Raw genomic sequence first — 19,558 nt, 5'->3', positions numbered from 1 at the left:
ATGGATCAACAAAAAGATCAAAACGACCGTGAGATGGATTCCAACGTACAAAAACTTTTCGAATACGCAAAAGAAAAGTCGACCGTTACGTGGGACGAAGTGATCGATATGCTTGGACAGGATTTCGTCAATTCCCCGAAAATGGAAAACGTCCTCCAGCTTTTTTCAAGTGAAAATCTGCAGATCGTCGAAAGCGACGATTTACTCGTCGAAGAAGAAAGCGATGAGCCGGAAGAAGATGACGATGGGGAGACAGAGGACGACGATATCGCGGATGACGACATAGCGGACGGCGTTCCGAGCGAAGCGGCCGACGTCGCAAAGGCCGTCGACATCGTCAAAAGCAGGCTCGTCAACAGCGACAAAGAGACGAGCATCGACGATCCGATCCGGCTTTACCTGCGAGAAATCGGAAAAGAAAATCTGCTCACCGCCGAACAGGAAGTCATTCTGTCCAAAAAAATGGAAAACGGCAAAAACATCATCAAAGACGTCATCAAAAATTCCGGCATCATGATCCCCGAATTTTTCGCCGTCGCGCAAAAAGCGTTTACGAGGATCGATATCCACGAACCCGGACGCCCGCGAAAAGAGATAAACGAAGAGATGGCGGAAAAGCGGCGGCTCAAAAGCTGCTACAGCGAATATATCAAACCGGTGCTGTCCGAAATCAAACAGTACATGACGATCAAAAAGCAGCTTTTCGAAACCGACCAAACCGTCCGCATATTCGATGCGCCCCAGCTCGCCTCTCTGCATAAAAAAATTCAGCCCCAACTGCAGCGGATCGACATACAGTCGGAAGAACTCGATAAATTTACGCTGAAGTTCCGCGACGCTATGCAAAAGATCGCCGACTATCATCAAAAGCAGGAAAAAAAGATGAAAGAGCTGCGCGTCGTCAATATAGCCGATCTCCGCAGTCTCGGTCGTCGTATCGCCATCCGTTCCGAATCGGCAAAGCTCGAAAAAGAACTCAACATGACGACCGACGATATCCGCGATATCTATACGCAGATACAAAAGATCGACAGAAAGCTCTACCGTCTCGAATACGAATTCGAAAACAGCGTCGACGAAATTTTAAGCATGGGTAAAGAGATCGAAAGAGGATCGGCGATGATGGAGCAAGCGAAAAACAAGCTCATCAATGCGAACCTTCGACTCGTCGTTTCGATCGCAAAAAAATATACGAACCGCGGTTTGCAGTTTTTCGATTTGGTGCAGGAAGGCAATATCGGCCTCATCAAAGCCGTCGAAAAATTCGAATACCGCAAAGGCTTTAAATTTTCGACCTACGCGACGTGGTGGATCAGGCAGGCGATCACGAGATCCATTTCCGACCAGGCGCGCACGATCCGCGTTCCGGTACACATGATCGAACAGATCAACAAAGTCGTACGCGAATCGCGCCAGCTCATGCAAAAGCTCGGACGCGAACCGAGCGACGATGAGATCGCGCAACAGCTCGGCTGGCCGGTCACCCGCGTCAAGCAGGTAAAAAACGTCGCGCGGGAACCGATTTCGCTCGAAACGCCGATCGGCGAAGAAGAGGATTCGCTTCTCGGAGATTTTATCGAAGACAAAGAAGTCGAAAATCCCGCTTCTCAGACGGCGGACACGCTGCTTCGCGAGCAGATCCGCTCGGTGCTCGACACGCTGCCGCCGCGGGAACAGGAAGTGCTCAAAATGCGATTCGGACTCGACGACGGCTATTCGCTCACACTCGAAGAAGTCGGCCTCTACTTCAACGTTACGCGCGAGAGGATCCGGCAAATCGAAGCGAAAGCGCTCAGGCGCCTCCGCCATCCGCGCCGTGCAAACTGGTTCCGCGACTACGTCGATCCGCCGCAACAATAGCGTAGACACAACGTTTTTTTTATTATACAATGGGTTATTACAGACCTCAAAAAATCGCAAATTTCAGAGGTCTTCCTTAATATGACGCGGTAATCTGGAAGGGTATAATCGACATGGTGATGACAAAGGTTTTCGACAAATTAAAAGATCTGCAGGAAATACTCGTACACAAATACGACCTTGAAAAAAAGGTACGTGAAGCGCCGAAGCAGCTTTCGTCACAGGAAGAACTGCTCGATCGCATGAAAAAAGAATTTATCGGAAAAAACGCCGATTACGAAGAAGCGCGGGCAAAAGTCGCCCAGCTTCAGAGAGAGCTCGACGAAGCGGTAAAATCACGCGAATCGGGCGAAAAAGGCATGGACAACATCACGACGCACCGCGAATACGAAGCGCTCGACCGGCAGATTTCGGAAGCGTCGCTCAAAGAACAGGATATCCGCAAAGACCTGCAAAAAGAGGAAAAGACGCTTGCCGATCTGAACGACAACTTAAAGCAAGTCGAAGCGATGATCAAATCCCAGGAAGCCGATCTCAACGCCGGCCGCGCATCGCTCGACAAAGAACTCGATTCGTACAAAAGCGAACTCGCATCCCTGCAAAAAAAAGAAAATAAAATAACACCCGACCTCGATCAGGAAATATTGTTCAAATTCGAACGCATCATCCGGCGCAACACGCAGGGCATCGTCGCCGTCAAAAACGGTGTATGTCAGGGCTGCTGTATGTTCCTTCCGGCGCAGTTCGCAAATGAAGTGCGCAAAAACGAAGATATTTTATTCTGTCCGTACTGCAGTCGCATCCTCTATTACGAAGAGACCTCCGAGGATCAAAAACAGAACTTTACGGGCAGCCTCGCAAACCTCGATGACGATGACGACTTTGAAGACGATTTCGAAGACGAAGACGAGGAAAACGAAGAAAAAGAAGCGGTCGGAGAAGACGATGAGATCTTCGATGAAGACGACGATATCGAAGACGAAGAAAACGAAGACGACGATATCGAAGATGAAGACGAGGATCAGTCCTAAGCGATTCGATTCCGAGTATGCAGGGGCTGTCCCGAAAATCGGTCGTTTTTAGACTGAATTTTTCGAACAGCTCGGTAAAAATTATCGATTACGGATGGGATATAACCGCGCGGGCATTCTCTGATGAAAGAGTATACCCGTGAGGCAAAGTCCGGGCTCCGCCGGAAAAAATGCCGGGTAATCACCGGGCGGATGCGGGAACTGCTGAAGTGCAAAGCCCGCCTCCGACAGACAGTGCAGCAGAAAATATACCGCCCGTCTTGCGACGGGTAAGGGTGAAAAGGCGGTGTAAGAGACCGCCGCGCATCCGGTAACGGGTGCGGCAGTGCAAACCTCATTTGGAGCAAAACCAAGCGGCAGCGGGTTTCCGGACCGTAACTGCAGGTAGGTTGCTTGAAGCGCAGGGTAATCTGCGTTCGAGACAGATGGTTATGTCGGCGTATCGTCGATACCAGAACCCGGCTTACCGTCCCATCCGTTTTTTTAGGTCGAATGTCGAGTTTCGGCGGTTTCCGAACGTGATTTTGTTAAACAGTATGAACGGCAGCAGTAAAGAAGCGCACATATTCAAACGCAAAAGCAATCTCCTGCGCAATGCACTCATCGCGTTTTCCGTGTGCCTGGCTGCCGCCGCCCTCGTGTTTTCATTTTATCGATTCGTTTTTCCGCGCCTCATATCCGGATCCGTGTACGCGCTTTCCAAAAGCTGGAAATCCTACGACTATGAAAGCGTATACGAAACAAGCAAGGGCATTTTGCGCTCGTCCCCGTTCAACAACGCCGCTCTCACGTACCACGGATATGCGGCGTTTTACCTCGGCGTATCGTCTCTCGATAAGATGAACGAACAGAATTACCTCGACGAAGCGATCAACAGTTTGCGTCTCGCGCTGCTCGATGCGCAAAATTCGCTGAAATCCCAGCTTGCATACATGCTCGGCAAAGCCTACTTTTATAAAAATACCGTTTCGTCGTATTATTATGCCGACCTCGCGGTAAAATATCTCGAACTGGCAAAAGCGCGCGGTTACAAAGCCGACGACATAGCCGAATATCTGGGATTAAGCTATGCCGCGCTCGGCATGACGATGGACAGCATCGCTTCGTTTACCGAAGCGCTCCTCGTGCGGGAATCCGATACGCTTCTCTTTTCGATCGCGGAGCAATACCATAAAGCGGGGCAAAATGCGGCGGCTGAGCAGTACCTCTTCCGCGTCATAAAAGAATGCGACGACGAAAATTTAGTCTTGCAAAGCCGTATGCTCCTCGGTAGTATTTACATTGCTGAAAACAAATACCGTGAAGCGACGGAAGAATTCTTGAGCGTTTTGGAAAAAAATGAAAACTCCGCCGATGCGCATTACAAGCTCGGCATACTATATGAAAAACAGGGCGATATGGTGAAAGCCAGATCTGAGTGGCGAAACGCGCTTCGCATTCAGGTAAATCACCGCGGCGCTTTGGAAAAACTGGCGGACTAAATCGTTTCGGGAGGCATAGCAAAATGGGTCTGTTTGATAATTTTTCGATCGATATCGGTATCGATCTCGGTACCTGCAATACGCTGATCTACGTACGCGGCAAGGGCATCGTCATAGACGAACCTTCCGTCGTCGCCGTCGAAAAAGGGACAAAGAGAGTCAGAGCCGTCGGTGCGGAAGCTAAGAGCATGCTCGATAAAACGCCGAGCAGCATCATCGCGATCAGACCGCTCGCCGACGGCGTCATCGCCGACATCGACAGTACCGAAAAGATGATCAAATATTTTATCTCGAAGATCACGCCCCGCCATCAGTTTTTCCGCCCGATGCGCATGAGGATCGGAATTCCCTCGTGTATCACCGATGTCGAACGCCGTGCGGTCATCGAAGCCGCTCTCCGTTCCGGCGCAAAACAAGTCGAAACGATCGCGGAATCGAGAGCAGCCGCAATCGGCGCAAAGATTCCGATTTTCGAACCCGCCGGTCACATGGTATGCGACATCGGAGGGGGCACGACCGAAGTCAGCGTCATATCCCTCGGCGATATGGTCATCACGAACGCGATCCGCGTCGGCGGCGACAAATTCGACGAAGCCATCGTCAAGCACGTCAAAAGCGTCCACAATTTAATAATCGGCCGTCAGATGGCCGAGCGTTTGAAAATCCAAATCGGAAACGCTACTCCCGACAAGACGATCGAAAAGATGGAACTGCGCGGAACGGACGCGATCACCGGTCTTCCGCGCCGCCTCGAAATCGACAGCGTCGAAGTCAGAGAAGCTCTCAAAGATCCCGTCACGCGGATTGTCGAAGAGATCAAGAGCACGCTCGGACATACGCCGCCCGAACTCGCCGCCGATATCGTAGACCGCGGCATCGTTATGACAGGCGGAGGCTCCATGCTCAAAGGGCTTCCGAAGCTCATTTCAAAAGAAACGGGAGTACCCGTCATCCTCGTCGAGCATCCGCTCGAATGTGTTGCGATCGGAGCGGGGGAGGCTTTCGAACTGTTTAAAGACAGATCGGTCGACCGCGCGATCTATGCGAACCTCAACGATTAGCGGCGCCTCATGCATATCCGCATAAAATCGTCGTTTCGATTCAGATTTCCCGAATTCGTCCTCGCTTTGCTCCTCCTCGTTTCGGGCGTTTTTCTCGCGTTTACGTCCGGGAGCTTTGTCGTCGATTTCAGCCGCATCGGTTTTTCGATTTTTTCGACGGCGGAAAAGGGCGTTTTTTTCGTGACGAATTTCGCCGGACGACAGTTTACCGCAGTGCGCGAACTGTCCGATCTGAAACGAAATTACGACGAACTCGTCCTCAAACTGCAAAATTACGAACAGATGCAGCGGACGAATGCGGAAATACGCAAAGAAAACGAACAGCTCAAAGAGCAGCTCGATTTCGTTAAATCGCTCGAACAAAAAAATTACCCCGCCCAGATCATCTCTCGCAATATAGACAAGCTCTACGCATCACTCACGATAGATAAGGGAAGCGTAAACGGTATCGGCAAAAATATGCCGGTCATCGCATACCAAAACGGTAACATCGCCCTCGTCGGAAAAGTCGTCGAAGTCGGCCGATTTACGAGCACGATCATGCCGGTGTACAGCATAAACTGCACGGTTTCGGCACGCATTCAAAATACACGCGACTTGGGACTCGTATCGGGCTTCGGCGACGATACGAAGCTTGCGCTCAAATACATTAAAAAGCGCGTCATGGATACGCTCAATTACGGAGACGTCATCGTGACGTCGGGCGAAAACGGAAACTATATGCGCAATATGCCGATCGGCTCCATCTCCGAAATCCGCGTCGTAGAATACGATTCGTCGCTCGAAATCGACGTCGCTCCTCTCATCGATTTTCCGCGTCTCGAAACGGTCATCGTTGTAGATGTCAAAAGCGAAACGGAGGAAAGGCGATGAAGTCGTACATCGTATCGGCGATCGTCCTCTTTTGCGCCGTGCTCATTGAAACGGCAGTCCTCTCGAATATCGCCTTTCTTCCGGCCGTTCCCGATATCGTACTTTTGTGTTCGCTCTATATCGCGTTTTTAAACGGCAAAACGTCGGGCGAAATAAACGGATTCGTTTCGGGTGCGTTTTTGGATTTTCTTTCAGCCGCTCCGTTCGGTTTTCATTGCCTGTACCGGACGCTCATCGGATACGTTTTCGGCGTGCTCGGACGCGTTTTCAATTCGGACGGGATCGTTATGCCCGCCTTGTGCGCGTTCGGAGCGACCTTATTGAAAGCGTTTTTCGTGTGGATCATTTCGCTTCTCTTTCCGTCGTCCCCCGCAGTGTACCGTGTGTTATCCGTACCGTTTCTGTTCGAACTCGCATGCAATACGATCCTTGCGCCCCTCGTTTTTAAATTCCTGTCGCTGTTCCGCTCGTCGCTTTCAATCGAAAGGAGGAGCGCGCTGTGACGGACGATTTTTTACAAAAGCGTCGACCTCCCGTTTTTTCCAAAACGCAGCGCATTATCTTTTTGCAGACCGCGATCGTCCTGTGTTTTGCGCTCTACGTCTATCGCCTTTTTTCGATGCAGGTCGTTCTCTCCGATACGTACCGCACCCAGTCGCGAACGATTTCAAGCCAAGTTTCCCGCATCCCCGCACAGCGCGGCGAAATATTCGACAGGAACGCGACCGTACCGATGGTCATCAATACCGATTCGTTTGCGGTCGAAATAACGCCTGCGGAGATACCGGCAGGGCATTACGACACGGTCGCTTCCCGTCTTGCCCAGTACCTCGGCGTTTCGAAATTCGATATCGATAAGCGTATTCCGCAAAAGCAGCGAAAATCCTATACGGCGATCACCGTGCGCACGAACGTTCCGTTTGAAACTATTTCGAATATCGCCGAAAACAAAATCGATCTGCCGGGTGTGTCGTGGGTATCGCGGCCGAGGCGGAACTACGTGGAAACGGGTTCTCTTTCCCACATCATCGGCTACGTCGGAGACATCACACAGGAAGAGATCAACGTTTTATACAATCAGGGCTATACGCGAAACAGCGTCGTCGGTAAAACCGGAATCGAGCGACAGTACGATCAGCTTTTGCAGGGAACAAGCGGTCTTGAAAGCCGCACCGTAGACGTGCGCGGACGGATCCTTTCGGACACACCCGACGTTCGTCCGCCCCAGCCGGGAAAAAATCTCGTATTGACGATCGACTCGCGCATTCAGACGCTCGCGGAAAAGACACTCGGGAATAGGGTAGGGGCGGTCGTCGTTTTAAAACCTGCGACGGGTGAAATACTCGCGCTCGTATCCTATCCGTATTTCGATCCGAACATATTCAATTCCGACGACTACGCGCAGGAATATGTAAAACTCCGCGACAGTCCCGAAAAGCCGCTTTTAAACAGGGCAGTCGCCGCCCAGTATCCGCCCGGTTCGACATTTAAAATCATCATGGTATCGGCTCTTTTGCAGGAAAAAAGTTTTTCTCCGTTCGAAAAAATCGAGTGCAAAGGAAAACTTCTTTACGGCAACCGCACCTTTCACTGTCATCTCAAAGAACCCGGACACGGCTGGCTCGATTTGAAAAATGCGCTCGCTCAGTCCTGCGATGTCTACTTTTGGACGATCGGACGCGATTATCTCGGCATCGACAAAATCGCACAGTATTCGACTATGTTCGGCCTCGGAAAAAGCGCCGAAATCGATTTGCCGAATCAAGTGTCGGGTTTTATTCCGACGGCACAGTGGAAAGAGCGAAAGTATCACGAGAGGTGGCTCGGCGGCGACACGATGTCCGCTTCCATCGGACAGGGCTATATTCTCGCCACTCCGCTTCAAGTCGCCGACATGATGGCGATGGTGTGCACGGAAGGAGTCGTTTATAAGCCGCACCTGCTCAAAGAAGTGCGCGATCCCGTGACAAATGAAGTCATCACGGAAGTAAAACCCGAAGTGTTATTCAAATCCGACATACCGGCCGACGTGTGGAAAACGGTTCAGGAAGACTGCCGTTATACGATCACCGACGGCACGCCCCAGTACCCGATGCGCAATAAGCGTTTTCAAAGCGCAGGCAAAACGGGGACGTCGGAAGTCGCACAGTATAAAAAAAGCTGGCACTCGTGGATGGTCGCCTATGCGCCCTACGATGCGCCGGTCGAAGATCAGATCGTCGTGTCGACGCTCGTCGAAGCGGTAAACACGTGGGAATGGTGGGCGCCTTACGCGACGAATATCATCATACAGGGTACGCTGGCAAATCAAAGCTATGAAGAAGCCGTAAACTCACTCGGCTTTCATTATCTCCTTGCGAACGGGAACAGACAGGAGTAGGGCAGTGAAGCTGAAAATCATCGATGCATTCGATTACATCCTTTTGATCTGCGTTCTCATCCTTACCGCATCCGGTATCGCATTTATCTATTCGTCGGCGATCAATTCCGACGGTATCCTCGTCACGAATGAATACGTCAAACAGATCGTATGGGCTTCCGTCGGCATCTTACTTGTAGTCGTAACGGCGCTCTACGATTACCGCAAAACGGCGCGCTACGCCTATATTTTATATGCGGCTCTCGTGCCCGTGCTCTTATATACGGTCGTATTCGGCCGCCACGTCAACGGCGCGAACAGCTGGATCGGCATCGGTCACTTCGGCATACAGCCGTCCGAATTCGGCAAAATCATTTTTATTATATTTCTTGCAAAAAAACTTTCCGACAGTCAGGGCGAAGTTCCCTTAAAACGATTTTTGATCGCCGCCTCGATTTTTGCGCTTCCCGTACTGTTGATACTTGCACAGCCCGATTTGGGAACAGCAAGCGTTTACATCCCGATTTTTCTCGTCATGTGTTTTATGGCGGACATTCCGCTGCGCTACATAGTGTTCGTATTCGCCGTCGGAATGGGGACGATTTTTTTGACCGTGCTCCCCGTTTGGAACAACGTCATCGCGCATCGGAAAATTGCCGCAATCGGAGCGCTCACCGATATACGCTTGCGTCTTTTGCTTATCGCCGCCTCGCTTTCGATCACACTCATCGGGATCGTCGTACGGCGCTATTTGCGCGGACAGCGGTATTTTTACTGGATCTCATATGTTTCGCTCATCATCGCGCTGTCGTTATTCGGCTCATACGGAGCAGGGCGTGTCCTAAAACAATATCAAATCAGCCGTCTCATCGTTTTTCTCGATCCTTCGGTAGACCCGAAAGGAAGCGGATGGAACATCATCCAGTCGAAGATCGCGATCGGAGCAGGCGGCATATTCGGCAGGTCTTTTTTACACGGAACGCAGAGCCACTATCGATTTTTGCCCCAGCAGAGCACCGACTTTATATTCAGCATTTTGTCGGAAGAACTCGGCTTTATCGGAGGTCTGGTCATCTTCGTGCTCTACGGCATTATATTTTTTCGGACTCTGAAAATCATGCGGAACTCGACGGGCTACGGTTTGTATATTGCAGCGGGCATACTCGCCATGTTCTTTTTCCATTTTTTCGTCAATATCGGTATGGTTATGGGCATCATGCCGATCACCGGGATACCGCTTTTGTTTTTGTCGTACGGTGGTTCGTCGCTGTGGACAGCAATGGTCGCAATCGGTCTTCTCATGAGTATCAATTACCACCGATACGGTTTGGATGCGTAGAGTTCAGCCGTAAAAAATAAAACGGATAAATCAATAAAAATAACCGGCATTTGAATAATTTTAAAATTCGAAAATTTACTCGCTGTATTAATTTTAGGTTTTTCCCGACATTCCGGTAGACAGAATTCGGACATAAATAGCATTTTCGGCAATACCCGCAAAAATAGGGGAAAAACGCTCTGTTTTAATGGGTATTTCGTATATCCGTTGGTAGACAGAATATACATTATGGGATGTAAATTAGACCGGTTAATCGCGTAACGCAACGCACACGCACTTTTTCCGTACGCAAGAGCGACGATCGATTATTCTTTGTTTACTATTTCCGAAACGTGATCGAGCAAGCTGCGGTTTTTATCGATTAAAAAACTTTTCTTACAGCCTGCGTTTTTGCCCGCAAGCACGTCTTTTTCGTTGTCGCCGATCATATATGATGATGCGATATCGATGTTGAAATCTTTTGCCGCCTGCAAAAGCATACCGGGTGCGGGCTTACGGCATGCGCATTCGCATTTGTATTCGGTTCGTTCTCCTGCAAAGCCTTTATCGGGATGATGCGGACAAAAATACAAAGCGTCGATAAACGCGCCTTTTTTTCCGAGTTCCGTTTCCATCTTATTGTGAATGCGTTCAAGCTCTTCTAACGTGCACTCGCCGCGGGCGATCACCGGCTGATTCGTTACGACTATTGCAAGATAGCCGGACGCGTTGATTTTTTTTATCGCTTCTGCCGCTTCCGGAAGCAGCTCGAAGTTTCGGGCGTCGGAGATAAAACCGCAGTCTTTATTTATCGTACCGTCGCGGTCGAGAAAGATTGCCTTTTGCCGAAAGCGTAAATTGCGCGCGGAAACTTTGCCGCTTCGAATGTCGGCTTCCGTTTCGTAGTAGCGATCGGGCGTTCCCATGTCTTTGATGTATTCGGGCGTTTCGTACGCGAAGATTTTTCCGCTTTCGATATTCGGTTTTAAAACGTCACGGTCGAGATCGATTTTATCGGGCGTTTCGGGATGGCGCGGTACGAAAGTCCGCGCGGTTTTTCGAAGCAGTTCGGGCGAAATGATTTGGATACCGGCGTTGACGAGATTTCGATACCACGTACGCTCGTCTTCTTTTGCAAGCCATTTGACGACGCGGTGCGTATGCACGGGAAGCCCGCCTTTTCTTTCAGGAGGCAGTATTTCCGTAACCAAAAGCGATGAATCGTAGGGATGTCCGTTCGGATGGGACGCGAGGCTTGCCCACGCGTTGTGCTTTTTGTGAAAATCTATAAAGCGGTTAAAGTCCACGTCAAAAATTATATCGCCGCAGAGCAAAAGAAAGTCTTCGTCGATGACGGTTTTCGTGTCGAGTTCCGCGCAATTTTTTCCGTCGAGCATTTTAAAAAGCGCACCGGCCGTTCCGAGCGGATGATCTTCCGTAAAATAATCGATAGTGACGCCGAACGAACTTCCGTCGCCGAAGTACGCTTTTATGGCGTCGCCGAGGTACCCTACTCCGATCGTAATGTCCGTAAGCGCGCACTCGCGCAGGTTTTCGATCTGATACTGCAAAATCGGCTTACCGCAGATTTCGATCATGGGCTTCGGGATATCGCTTCTGACGCTTTGAATGCGGCTTCCCTTGCCGCCTGCCATAATAATCGTTTTCATACGGTTATTAATTAATAAGCTCCCTACTCTCTTTCGATATAGGTTTCGGGCCCGTAATAGATAACTTTCGTGCCGTCGTTTTCAAATCGGAACGGAACGTACATCTGACTTGCAAGGGCGGCTTTTACAGCTTCCTGTTTTTCAAACGGAACGTAGAACAGCAAAAATCCGCCGCCGCCCGCACCGAGCAGTTTTCCGCCCAAAGCTCCGGCCTTTATCGCTTTGTCATACTGTTCGTCTATGCTTCCGGTCGAAATGCCCGGTGAAATGCCGCGCTTTAATTTCCACGTATAGTCGAGGAGCTTTCCGAATTCGTCGAGGTTTACGCTTTTGTCGGTAAAAATCTTTTCGGCTTCATCGACGAGACGATACATTTCCAAAAGCTCTTCGGTTTTGTCTTTCATCGATTTTTCGGTACCTTGCTGAATATCCGAACTGAAGCGGCTGAATCCCGTAAAAAAAAGCATGAGGTGATCGTTGAGTTCTTTTTTGCGTTCGGGACTGATAATGACGGGTTTGACGCTGTAGCCGTCGCGCTTGAAATCGATGCGGTTAAAGCCGCCGAAGCTCGCCGCGATTTGATCCTGAATGCCGCCGGCTTCTTTGCATAAAACACGCTCCAAATAAATCGCATCGTCGGCGAGTTTTCGTTTGTCGGCGTATTTGCCTTTGAGCGCATAAAACGCTTCGAGCATGCCGACGGCAAAACTCGAAGAAGTGCCGAGGCCGCTTCGAGCAGGAAGGTCAGATTCGTAAGTCATGCGGATATCGCGCATATCGAGCCACTGCATCGCATTGCGGATCGCAGGATGCACGATCTCATCGTTGGAAGAAACCTTTTCTTCTTTTGAATAGGTAAGATGCGTTTTGTAATCGAAAAACGGCGGCAAGTGGCGCACCGTTACGTAGCAGTATTTGTCGAACGTCGTCGAAATGACGGCGCCTCCGTGTTCATCGTAAAATCCGCTGAAATCCGTACCGCCGCCGAAAAAACTCATGCGAAACGGTGTCTGTGTAATTATCATAAAAACACTATAAGCGCTAATCACCGCCGTGTCAATGATCGCGGTTTGGTTTTTAGTTTCCCTGCGATTCCGTTTTCAGCTCTTCGACAAGACGCTTTGCCGCATCTTCGTTTTCAGGCCTCACGTACACGGACCACAGGTACGGACTGTAATCGGGATTGATGACTTGGCGCATATTGATCTTTGCACCGCAGCCGCACGCGACTTCCGTCTGTACCCAACCGGTGCCGTAGGAGATGCCGTTTTTTTTGAGCAGCTTTTTGAGCGCTTTGAATTCGTTGTGATTCCGACTTTCATAGATTTCGACTTTTTTTCCGAATAAAAGCATGTCTACCTTCCATAAAAACTTTTTCGGAAGTTGCAACTTTCGAAAAAGTTTTTAGCCGCGCGCGAGCGCGCACACGTTCAATAGTCGAGTTTGCAAATACAGTGTATTGTATTCATACGGTTTTTATTGAAACGATACGTATACACTTCTTCTGCAAACATCCGCACAAACTCGAGATAAAAAGCGACGGCTATATTTCAGACGACGCTTTTTATCGTACCTCGCTTCCTCATTATACCACGTTCCGAGCCGATACGGCAAAAGGTTATGCAAGTTTTTCGAGCCGCTCTCTGATAAATTCGCTTTTTTCTTTGAGTCCGATTTTTCCGAGTTTTAAAAACAGCATATTCGGTTTTGTCGCGTCGAGCCATACGCTGCCCGAACTTTCTTTTATCAGCTGCAATACGCGATCGACCGAAATGTCGGACACTTTTGCAAATTCGATTTCGACGACGCCTTTCGATTCTTTGAGCGCGCTCACCGAAAGCTTTTTGCACAGAATGCGTATTTCGGCGAGCGACAGGAGGCTCGCAACTTCGTCGGGCACGGGGCCGAAGCGGTCTTCGATTTCGTTCATCACCGCGATCAATTCGTCGTCCGTCTGCACCGACGCGATTTTTTTGTAGATTTCCATCTTCGTCTCCGCCGAGCGCACGTAGGCGTCGGGGATAAAACCCGTATATTCGAGTTCCATGAGCACTTCGCTCTGCGCTTTGTAATTTTCAGAGGCGGTAAGGCGTTCGACCGCTTCGTTCAGCAATTTCAAATACAACTCGAATCCGACGGCATACACGTCTCCCGACTGGTCGCGGCCGAGCAGGTTTCCCGCCCCGCGGATTTCCATATCTTTCATTGCGATTTTAAAACCGCTTCCGAGTTCGGTAAAGTCGCTGATGACTTGCAGGCGCTTCATCGCGACTTCGGAAAGAGACGTATTTTCGGGATACAAAAGATAGGCGTACGCTTTCCGGTCGCTCCGCCCGACACGCCCGCGGAGCTGGTAGAGCTGCGATACGCCGTACATATCCGCCCGGTCGATGATGATCGTATTGACGTTCGGTATGTCGATGCCGTTTTCGATGATCGTCGTCGAAACGAGCACGTGAAATCCGCCGAGTTTAAAACGGCGGAAGATGTCTTCGAGTTCGGCGCTCATCATCTGTCCGTGCGCGACGTCGACGAGCATTTCGGGGACGAGATGCTCGATTTTGCGCCGCACTTCAAAAAGGGATTCGACTCGGTTATGCAAAAAAAACACTTGCCCTCCCCGCTCCGCTTCCCGCCTGATCGCAGTCGCTACGCGTTCGTCGCTGTACGGCTCGATCGCCGTTTCGATCGCCTGCCGGTTTTGCGGAGGCGTCGCGAGCAAGCTCATATCGCGGATTTTCAGCAAACTCATGTGGAGCGTGCGCGGGATCGGTGTCGCCGAAAGCGCAAGACAGTCGATATTCGCTTTCATCTCTTTGAGTTTTTCTTTATCCTTTACGCCGAAGCGCTGCTCTTCGTCGATTATCATAAGGCCGAGATTTTTAAAGACGACGTCTTTTTGAATGACGCGGTGCGTACCGATAACGATATCGATATCGCCCGATGCGAGGAGAGTCAAAGTCTTTTTTTGTTCCGCATGCGGAACAAAGCGCGAGAGGACTGCGATTTTGACGGGGAAATTCGCAAAGCGTTCGACGCAGGTTTCGTAATGCTGTTCGGCAAGGATCGTCGTCGGCGCCAAAAAAACGACTTGCTTTCCGCCCATTACCGCTTTGAACGCGGCGCGCATCGCGATTTCGGTTTTGCCGTAACCGACGTCTCCGCAGATGAGGCGGTCCATCGGAACGGGTTTTTCCATATCGCGCTTGACTTCTTCGGTGACAAAAGCCTGATCTTTCGTATCTTCGTAGGGAAAGGCCGCTTCGAACGAAGTCTGCCATTCGGTATCTTTCGGAAACGGAAAGCCCCTCGACGCTTTTCTCCTCGAATAGAGATCGATGAGCTTTTTTGCCAAATCTTCGACGGCTTCCTGTACTTTGCGCTTTCGGTTTTCCCAGCTTTTGCTGCCGATTTTATCGAGCTTGGGGGCATCTCCTTCGCTTCCGATATAGCGCTGTACCATGTTCACTTGTTCGATCGGAACGAAGGCGACCTCTTTGTCCGCATACTCGAGCTTTATATAGTCCCGCTCGTTGCCGCCGGCTTTTACGCGCTCGATGCCGCAAAAGATGCCGATGCCGTACTGTACGTGCACGACATAGTCACCGGGGGTGAGTTCGACGAAAGTATCGATCGCGGCACTTTTCGCTTTTTTCAGCGATTTCGGCACCGCCCGCCTTCTGCCGAATATTTCGTTTTCCTGTATGACGATGAGCTTTAAGTCGGGGATCGAAAAACCTTCGGATATCGCTTCGGGAAAAACCGCGAGCGCATAGCGATTTTCGATCGGAGCGGAAGAGCGCTCGAGCGTGCGGTGTTCATGCGTACGCTCTTCGTGCGGTTTTGCATCGCTTTCATGTATTTTCGCATCGCGTCCGTTTAAAGCGATTTCGTTTCCGCGCTCTTCGGTAAAATCCGAAAGCAATTGGGCTATGCGCCGCTCCTGGTTTTCGCCGTCCGCAAAGACTGCAATTTTCCAGCCGGCATCCTGCAGCTTTCCGATTTCCTCTTTTAAAAACGGAATATTACCGAAAAAGCTCCGCGATACTTCGCACGGAAAGGCGATATCGGACGGAGATCCGTCAGTTGAAGGTGTGTCCGCACGAGAAACCGTATGAAAAAGTATACTACTTGAGACGGTTTTTAAGTTTTTTTGAAAATCGGAGAGCATTTGTTCGGGCGGAAAGGCAGGGAATGAAAGACGCGCTTTTCGATACATGCCGCCGTATTCCCGAACGATCGTTTCTTCGGCGTTTACGAGACGGTCGTAATCGAAGAAAAAAACGGTCGTCCGCTCACCGATATAGTCCGAAATCGTAGAGCGTTTTTTCCACAACACGGGATATAAAAGCTCTTCCCCTTCGCACGATTTTGCCGTTTCAAGCTCGGAAAGCATACTCGATAACACGGCTTTCGCTTCTTTCGTAAACGGAAGATGTGCGCGACAACTTTTTCGCAAAGGCGGCTCTCCGTCTTCCGGTGCGCCTGCATCGGAGAACTCATATTTGTCGGAAGACGGCATCTCGCCGGCACTCGTGTCATCCGCCGTATCGGAGTGCCTGTCCTCATCGGAAAACGGCGTCTCCCGGTTTTGCGATACCGCATCCGACAGCTCCATTTCGGTTTCGGCGCTCACGGCCGTCGATTCGTAGGCTTCGATCGCATTTTTCAAATCGGTCAAAAGCGCATCGTCCCAAATCACTTCGCGCATCGGGGAAATAAAAACGCTTTCGAGGGAGCCGGTCGTCGTTTGCGTATCCGTGTCGAAAGTTTTAATCTGTGCGAGGGTATCGAAGTCGAAGATAATGCGGCACGGAGCGGCGCTGCCGGGGACGAATACGTCGAGCACTTCGCCTCTCAAACTGAATTCTCCCTGCACGTAGACGCGCGGCGCTCTCGTATAGCCGAGAGATGAAAGCCTTTCCGCTGTTTTTATCGTGTCGGTGCGCAAGCCGCGAAAAAGAGAAAACACGCGGCGCTTTACCGATTCGGGAGGCGGAAGCGGCGAAAGAAAAACGCGCTCGCTTACGATAAAGATTCTCGGCTTTTGAGAAAAACCTTCCCTTCCCGCTCCGGCAAGTTTTGCAAGAGCTGCTGCGCGCTCTCCGAATACGGCCGCTCCCCGCGATACCGGTCTGTAGGGGATCATACCCCACCAGGGTATATCGATTATCTCCGCTTCGGGAAAAATCGAAGTCAAATCGGTGCGGATATCGATCGCTTCGTTTTCTCCGGGAGTGACGATGACGATGTCGGATGAGCGCGAATCGAAGGATACTCCTCCCGATACGCTTTCTTTAAACGCCAGAGATTTTATGCGTTCACAGTATTCGGCGATAAAATAGGCCGAAAGAGAGCCGTGAAGTCCTCTCACCGAAAAAGGAAAGCGGGCCGAAGCATCCGTCAAACGGGAGACGGCGTCGCGCATGGGAGGCCATGAGTGTATTGCTTCTTTGATAGAATTTGTCGATAATGTATACATACGGTTTGTCCGATATTATAAGAAAGGTCTATTACCCTTATACCTTTTGGGAGACGTAATTGAAACGTGCTGTTTTTTTGATTATATCGTGTTTCACCTTCTTTGGACAGTCGGCATTCGCACAAAGCCGTATGCAAAACGCAGCGGTTTCGATAAAGTTTTACGATAAAACTATGTATTATCCCGATGCTGCGGATTCGAATCCCGTGTTTATTCACATAACGGTGCGCAATACGGGGACGGATACGCTTCGTTTTAAGCTCGCCGACGACAGAATGTTTTCGATCGATTTCAATGCGTATACGATAAAAAACGAACGCCTTGCACAAACCGAAACGCTTATTCGAAAACGCACGACAAATCAAACGGTATATTTCCGGGAAATCGCGCTCGAAGCGGGCGAAGAATATTCGTTCGTCGAAAACTTAAAAGAATATCTTACCGTTGCAAATCCGTCGGTCTACTATGTCGATCTTGCCTTTTACCCCGAGCTTTACCGTTTTCGCGACGAGCGCATTTCGTCGAACAGGCTCACGCTCGAAGTGCGCCCTTCCCCGTCGGCCGCTTCGTCTTCGGCGATCCCCGTCGAAGCGGGAACCGTGCGTATCCTCCAGCCGGAAGCGATCCCGCCGGATCAAGTCGTAGAGCGCACGATCGTCGCGCGGCAAAAATCGCTGTGGGATCAGTATTTTTTGTATATGGACGTCGAAGCGATGCTCGAACGTACACCTTCTCAAAAGCGGCGCTATCGTGCGGCTTCGGCCGACGAACGCGAGCGCATGATCGACGCGTATAAATCGGATTTGATGCAGTCGCGGATCGACGGCGATATCGTTGCCGTGCCTGAGCGCTTTCAAATCGAAAAGACGGTGTATTCGCAGACGGAAGGGAGCGTGCTTGTCACCGAATGGTTCAACAACCGCACCTATTACGAAAAGAAAAGCTATACGTATCGTCTTCGCCAAAGGGAAGGCGTTTGGCAAATCTACGATTACACGGTCGTAAATCTGGGGACGGAATGAAAGCGATCATCATCTGCGACGACGAAGAAGTTATCGGCAAAGTCGATGCGGCACTCGCATCCCTGTCATATGACACGATCATCTATCGCTGGCTTTTAAAAGCCCTTGACAATATCGAAGAGATCCGGCCGGATATCGTCGTCGTGAGCGCGTTGGATTATCCGCGCCATTGGAAAACATTGACGCAGTTTATTAAAAGCGGTATCGGGGAAAAAATCCCCGACGTTGTACTCTACGTACCTTCTTCTTTTTCGGTAGCGGAAAAAAAGAAAGCGCGAAAGCTCGGCGTCAAAGGTATATTCGCTTCGTGCGATGAAAGCGGCATCTCTCTTTTCCGCTCGATCGTCACTTCTCCTATAGGAGGACTCTCACCTTCTCCCGAAGAAATCGAAACGGATGAAGAACAAAATGCGGAAACGGGAGAAATATCGGAAACGAAGGTTTTTTCGACGAAAGAGCTTGCGCTCGGCAAAGTCGGAACGGCCGTTTTTACGCATCCGAAAACGGGAGTTTTCGTCACCGGATCTATACGCAATCTTCCGGACGGAAACGCGGAGTTTACAGCCGATATTTCCTCTCTTGCGGAAGGCATTTCCCCCGGAGATGCAATCGAAGAGCTTTCGCTTCGCACGGGCGGTGTGCCGACGTATTGCACGGCTTCGGTCGTAAGCGCAGGAAACGAAATTATTATACGGCCGGATAAAGCATGAAAGCGAAACAAAAGGCAAAATTTTTTTGCGAAAACTGCGGCGCGGAAGTTCCCGCGGACGCGCACGTGTGCAAAAACTGCGGACGCTTTTTTTCTTCCGTGCGCTGCCCCAACTGCGGTGCTACCGGAAGCGCTTCGAAATTTGCAAAGGGCTGTCCCGTCTGCGGCTACGCGACGGATTCGGGTACGTTCAATATAGAGGCGTATTCGGAAGAAGAAAAAGAAGAAGTCCACCGTCGTCTTTCCGGCGCCGAACAGAAAAAAATAAAAAGCGCTTTTGCCTCATACGAAAGAAAACGCGCAAGAGGAGCAGGCAGCGCGCTGCCGCTTTGGGTGTACGCCGTCACGCTCGCAGTCCTTTTAGGAGTCGTCGCGGCCGTCGTAAAGCTTGTACGGTAAGAAGCGACGCCGCTTTCTAATAATAAAATGCAGTAAACTTCCGCCGCAATATATTTTTTAATTTTTTTTCACAGGCATAATTATTCCAACCGTCGGATCCGCATATACAATAATCAACGCAGATACATTCCATATTGCGATCATAATTATTAAATTTAATAATATAATTCTTTGAACGGTAATTATTTCGCGCAAATACAGTATACGGTAAAAAGCTTTTTATTATATCATTACGTGAGTCAACCATGGAAAGAAAATCATCTGCCGTATTGTTAACGGTACATACGATATTC

General features: G+C 50.2%; 16 protein-coding genes and 1 other RNA gene. 12 read left to right on the top strand and 5 right to left on the bottom strand.

Annotated features, from left to right (window positions below; all coding sequences use genetic code 11):
• The 9 genes from rpoD (at position 1) to rodA (ending at position 10,004) form a co-directional block, all read left to right on the top strand.
• Positions 1-1,860, top strand: a complete 1,860-nt coding sequence (gene rpoD, locus JSQ97_RS02385; protein WP_205074585.1) for an RNA polymerase sigma factor RpoD — start codon at positions 1-3, stop codon at positions 1,858-1,860.
• A gap of 119 nt (positions 1,861-1,979) precedes the next feature.
• On the top strand, positions 1,980-2,891 hold the full coding sequence (locus tag JSQ97_RS02380) for a zinc ribbon domain-containing protein (protein WP_370590018.1): 912 nt from the start codon (positions 1,980-1,982) through the stop codon (positions 2,889-2,891).
• Between the two features lie 91 nt (positions 2,892-2,982).
• Positions 2,983-3,373, top strand: an RNA gene (rnpB, locus tag JSQ97_RS02375) — RNase P RNA component class A.
• A 54-nt stretch (positions 3,374-3,427) separates the two neighbouring features.
• Positions 3,428-4,372, top strand: coding sequence for a tetratricopeptide repeat protein (locus tag JSQ97_RS02370; RefSeq protein WP_205074583.1), 945 nt, complete (start codon positions 3,428-3,430; stop codon positions 4,370-4,372).
• A gap of 23 nt (positions 4,373-4,395) precedes the next feature.
• Entirely contained in the window at positions 4,396-5,433 is a 1,038-nt protein-coding gene (locus JSQ97_RS02365; protein WP_187383919.1) for a rod shape-determining protein, read from the top strand.
• Positions 5,434-5,442: 9 nt separating this feature from the next.
• A complete protein-coding gene (gene mreC / locus JSQ97_RS02360; RefSeq protein ID WP_187383918.1) occupies positions 5,443-6,306 on the top strand; it encodes a rod shape-determining protein MreC in 864 nt (287 codons plus the stop codon).
• The gene (gene mreD / locus JSQ97_RS02355; protein WP_187383917.1) at positions 6,303-6,809 is read left to right on the top strand and encodes a rod shape-determining protein MreD; all 507 of its coding nucleotides are present in this window, start codon (positions 6,303-6,305) and stop codon (positions 6,807-6,809) included. The genes mreC and mreD overlap by 4 nt, the downstream gene beginning before the upstream one ends.
• The gene (mrdA, locus tag JSQ97_RS02350) at positions 6,806-8,686 is read left to right on the top strand and encodes a penicillin-binding protein 2 (protein ID WP_205074582.1); all 1,881 of its coding nucleotides are present in this window, start codon (positions 6,806-6,808) and stop codon (positions 8,684-8,686) included. Before mreD ends, mrdA begins: the two co-directional genes overlap by 4 nt.
• Before the next feature lie 4 nt (positions 8,687-8,690).
• Entirely contained in the window at positions 8,691-10,004 is a 1,314-nt protein-coding gene (gene rodA, locus JSQ97_RS02345) for a rod shape-determining protein RodA (protein ID WP_205074581.1), read from the top strand.
• 305 nt (positions 10,005-10,309) lie between these two features.
• On the opposite strand, the gene gmhB is transcribed toward rodA, so the two are convergent.
• The 4 genes from gmhB to mfd all read right to left on the bottom strand — a co-directional run bounded on the left by gmhB (position 10,310) and on the right by mfd (position 17,135).
• Complete coding sequence (gmhB, locus tag JSQ97_RS02340) at positions 10,310-11,653, bottom strand: D-glycero-beta-D-manno-heptose 1,7-bisphosphate 7-phosphatase (protein ID WP_205074580.1); 1,344 nt, start codon at positions 11,651-11,653, stop codon at positions 10,310-10,312.
• Positions 11,654-11,676: 23 nt separating this feature from the next.
• Positions 11,677-12,678, bottom strand: a complete 1,002-nt coding sequence (locus tag JSQ97_RS02335; protein WP_205074579.1) for a GHMP family kinase ATP-binding protein — start codon at positions 12,676-12,678, stop codon at positions 11,677-11,679.
• A 52-nt stretch (positions 12,679-12,730) separates the two neighbouring features.
• Positions 12,731-13,006: a hypothetical protein gene (locus tag JSQ97_RS02330; RefSeq protein ID WP_205074578.1), complete on the bottom strand. Its 276-nt coding sequence runs from the start codon at positions 13,004-13,006 to the stop codon at positions 12,731-12,733.
• Between the two features lie 265 nt (positions 13,007-13,271).
• Entirely contained in the window at positions 13,272-17,135 is a 3,864-nt protein-coding gene (mfd, locus tag JSQ97_RS02325; RefSeq protein ID WP_205074577.1) for a transcription-repair coupling factor, read from the bottom strand.
• Between the two features lie 59 nt (positions 17,136-17,194).
• Between mfd and JSQ97_RS02320 the strand changes: the two genes are divergently transcribed.
• The 3 genes from JSQ97_RS02320 to JSQ97_RS02310 are packed head-to-tail and all read left to right on the top strand — an operon-like array spanning position 17,195 to position 19,265.
• Complete coding sequence (locus tag JSQ97_RS02320) at positions 17,195-18,157, top strand: hypothetical protein (RefSeq protein ID WP_205074576.1); 963 nt, start codon at positions 17,195-17,197, stop codon at positions 18,155-18,157.
• Positions 18,154-18,867 carry a hypothetical protein gene (locus JSQ97_RS02315; RefSeq protein WP_205074575.1) on the top strand — a complete coding sequence of 238 codons (714 nt, stop codon included), beginning with the start codon at positions 18,154-18,156 and terminating at the stop codon, positions 18,865-18,867. Before JSQ97_RS02320 ends, JSQ97_RS02315 begins: the two co-directional genes overlap by 4 nt.
• Entirely contained in the window at positions 18,864-19,265 is a 402-nt protein-coding gene (locus tag JSQ97_RS02310; protein ID WP_205074574.1) for a zinc ribbon domain-containing protein, read from the top strand. The genes JSQ97_RS02315 and JSQ97_RS02310 overlap by 4 nt, the downstream gene beginning before the upstream one ends.
• A 16-nt stretch (positions 19,266-19,281) precedes the next feature.
• Here the strand turns inward: JSQ97_RS02310 and JSQ97_RS02305 are convergent.
• Positions 19,282-19,558 (bottom strand): hypothetical protein (locus tag JSQ97_RS02305; protein WP_205074573.1); only part of this gene is annotated, 277 nt, incomplete at its 5' end.

The organism is Treponema sp. Marseille-Q4523, assembly GCF_016901105.1.
Lineage (GTDB): Bacteria > Spirochaetota > Spirochaetia > Treponematales > Treponemataceae > Treponema_D.
Note: the sequence above shows the minus strand (reverse complement) of the source record. Positions and strands in the feature narration are given on the sequence as shown.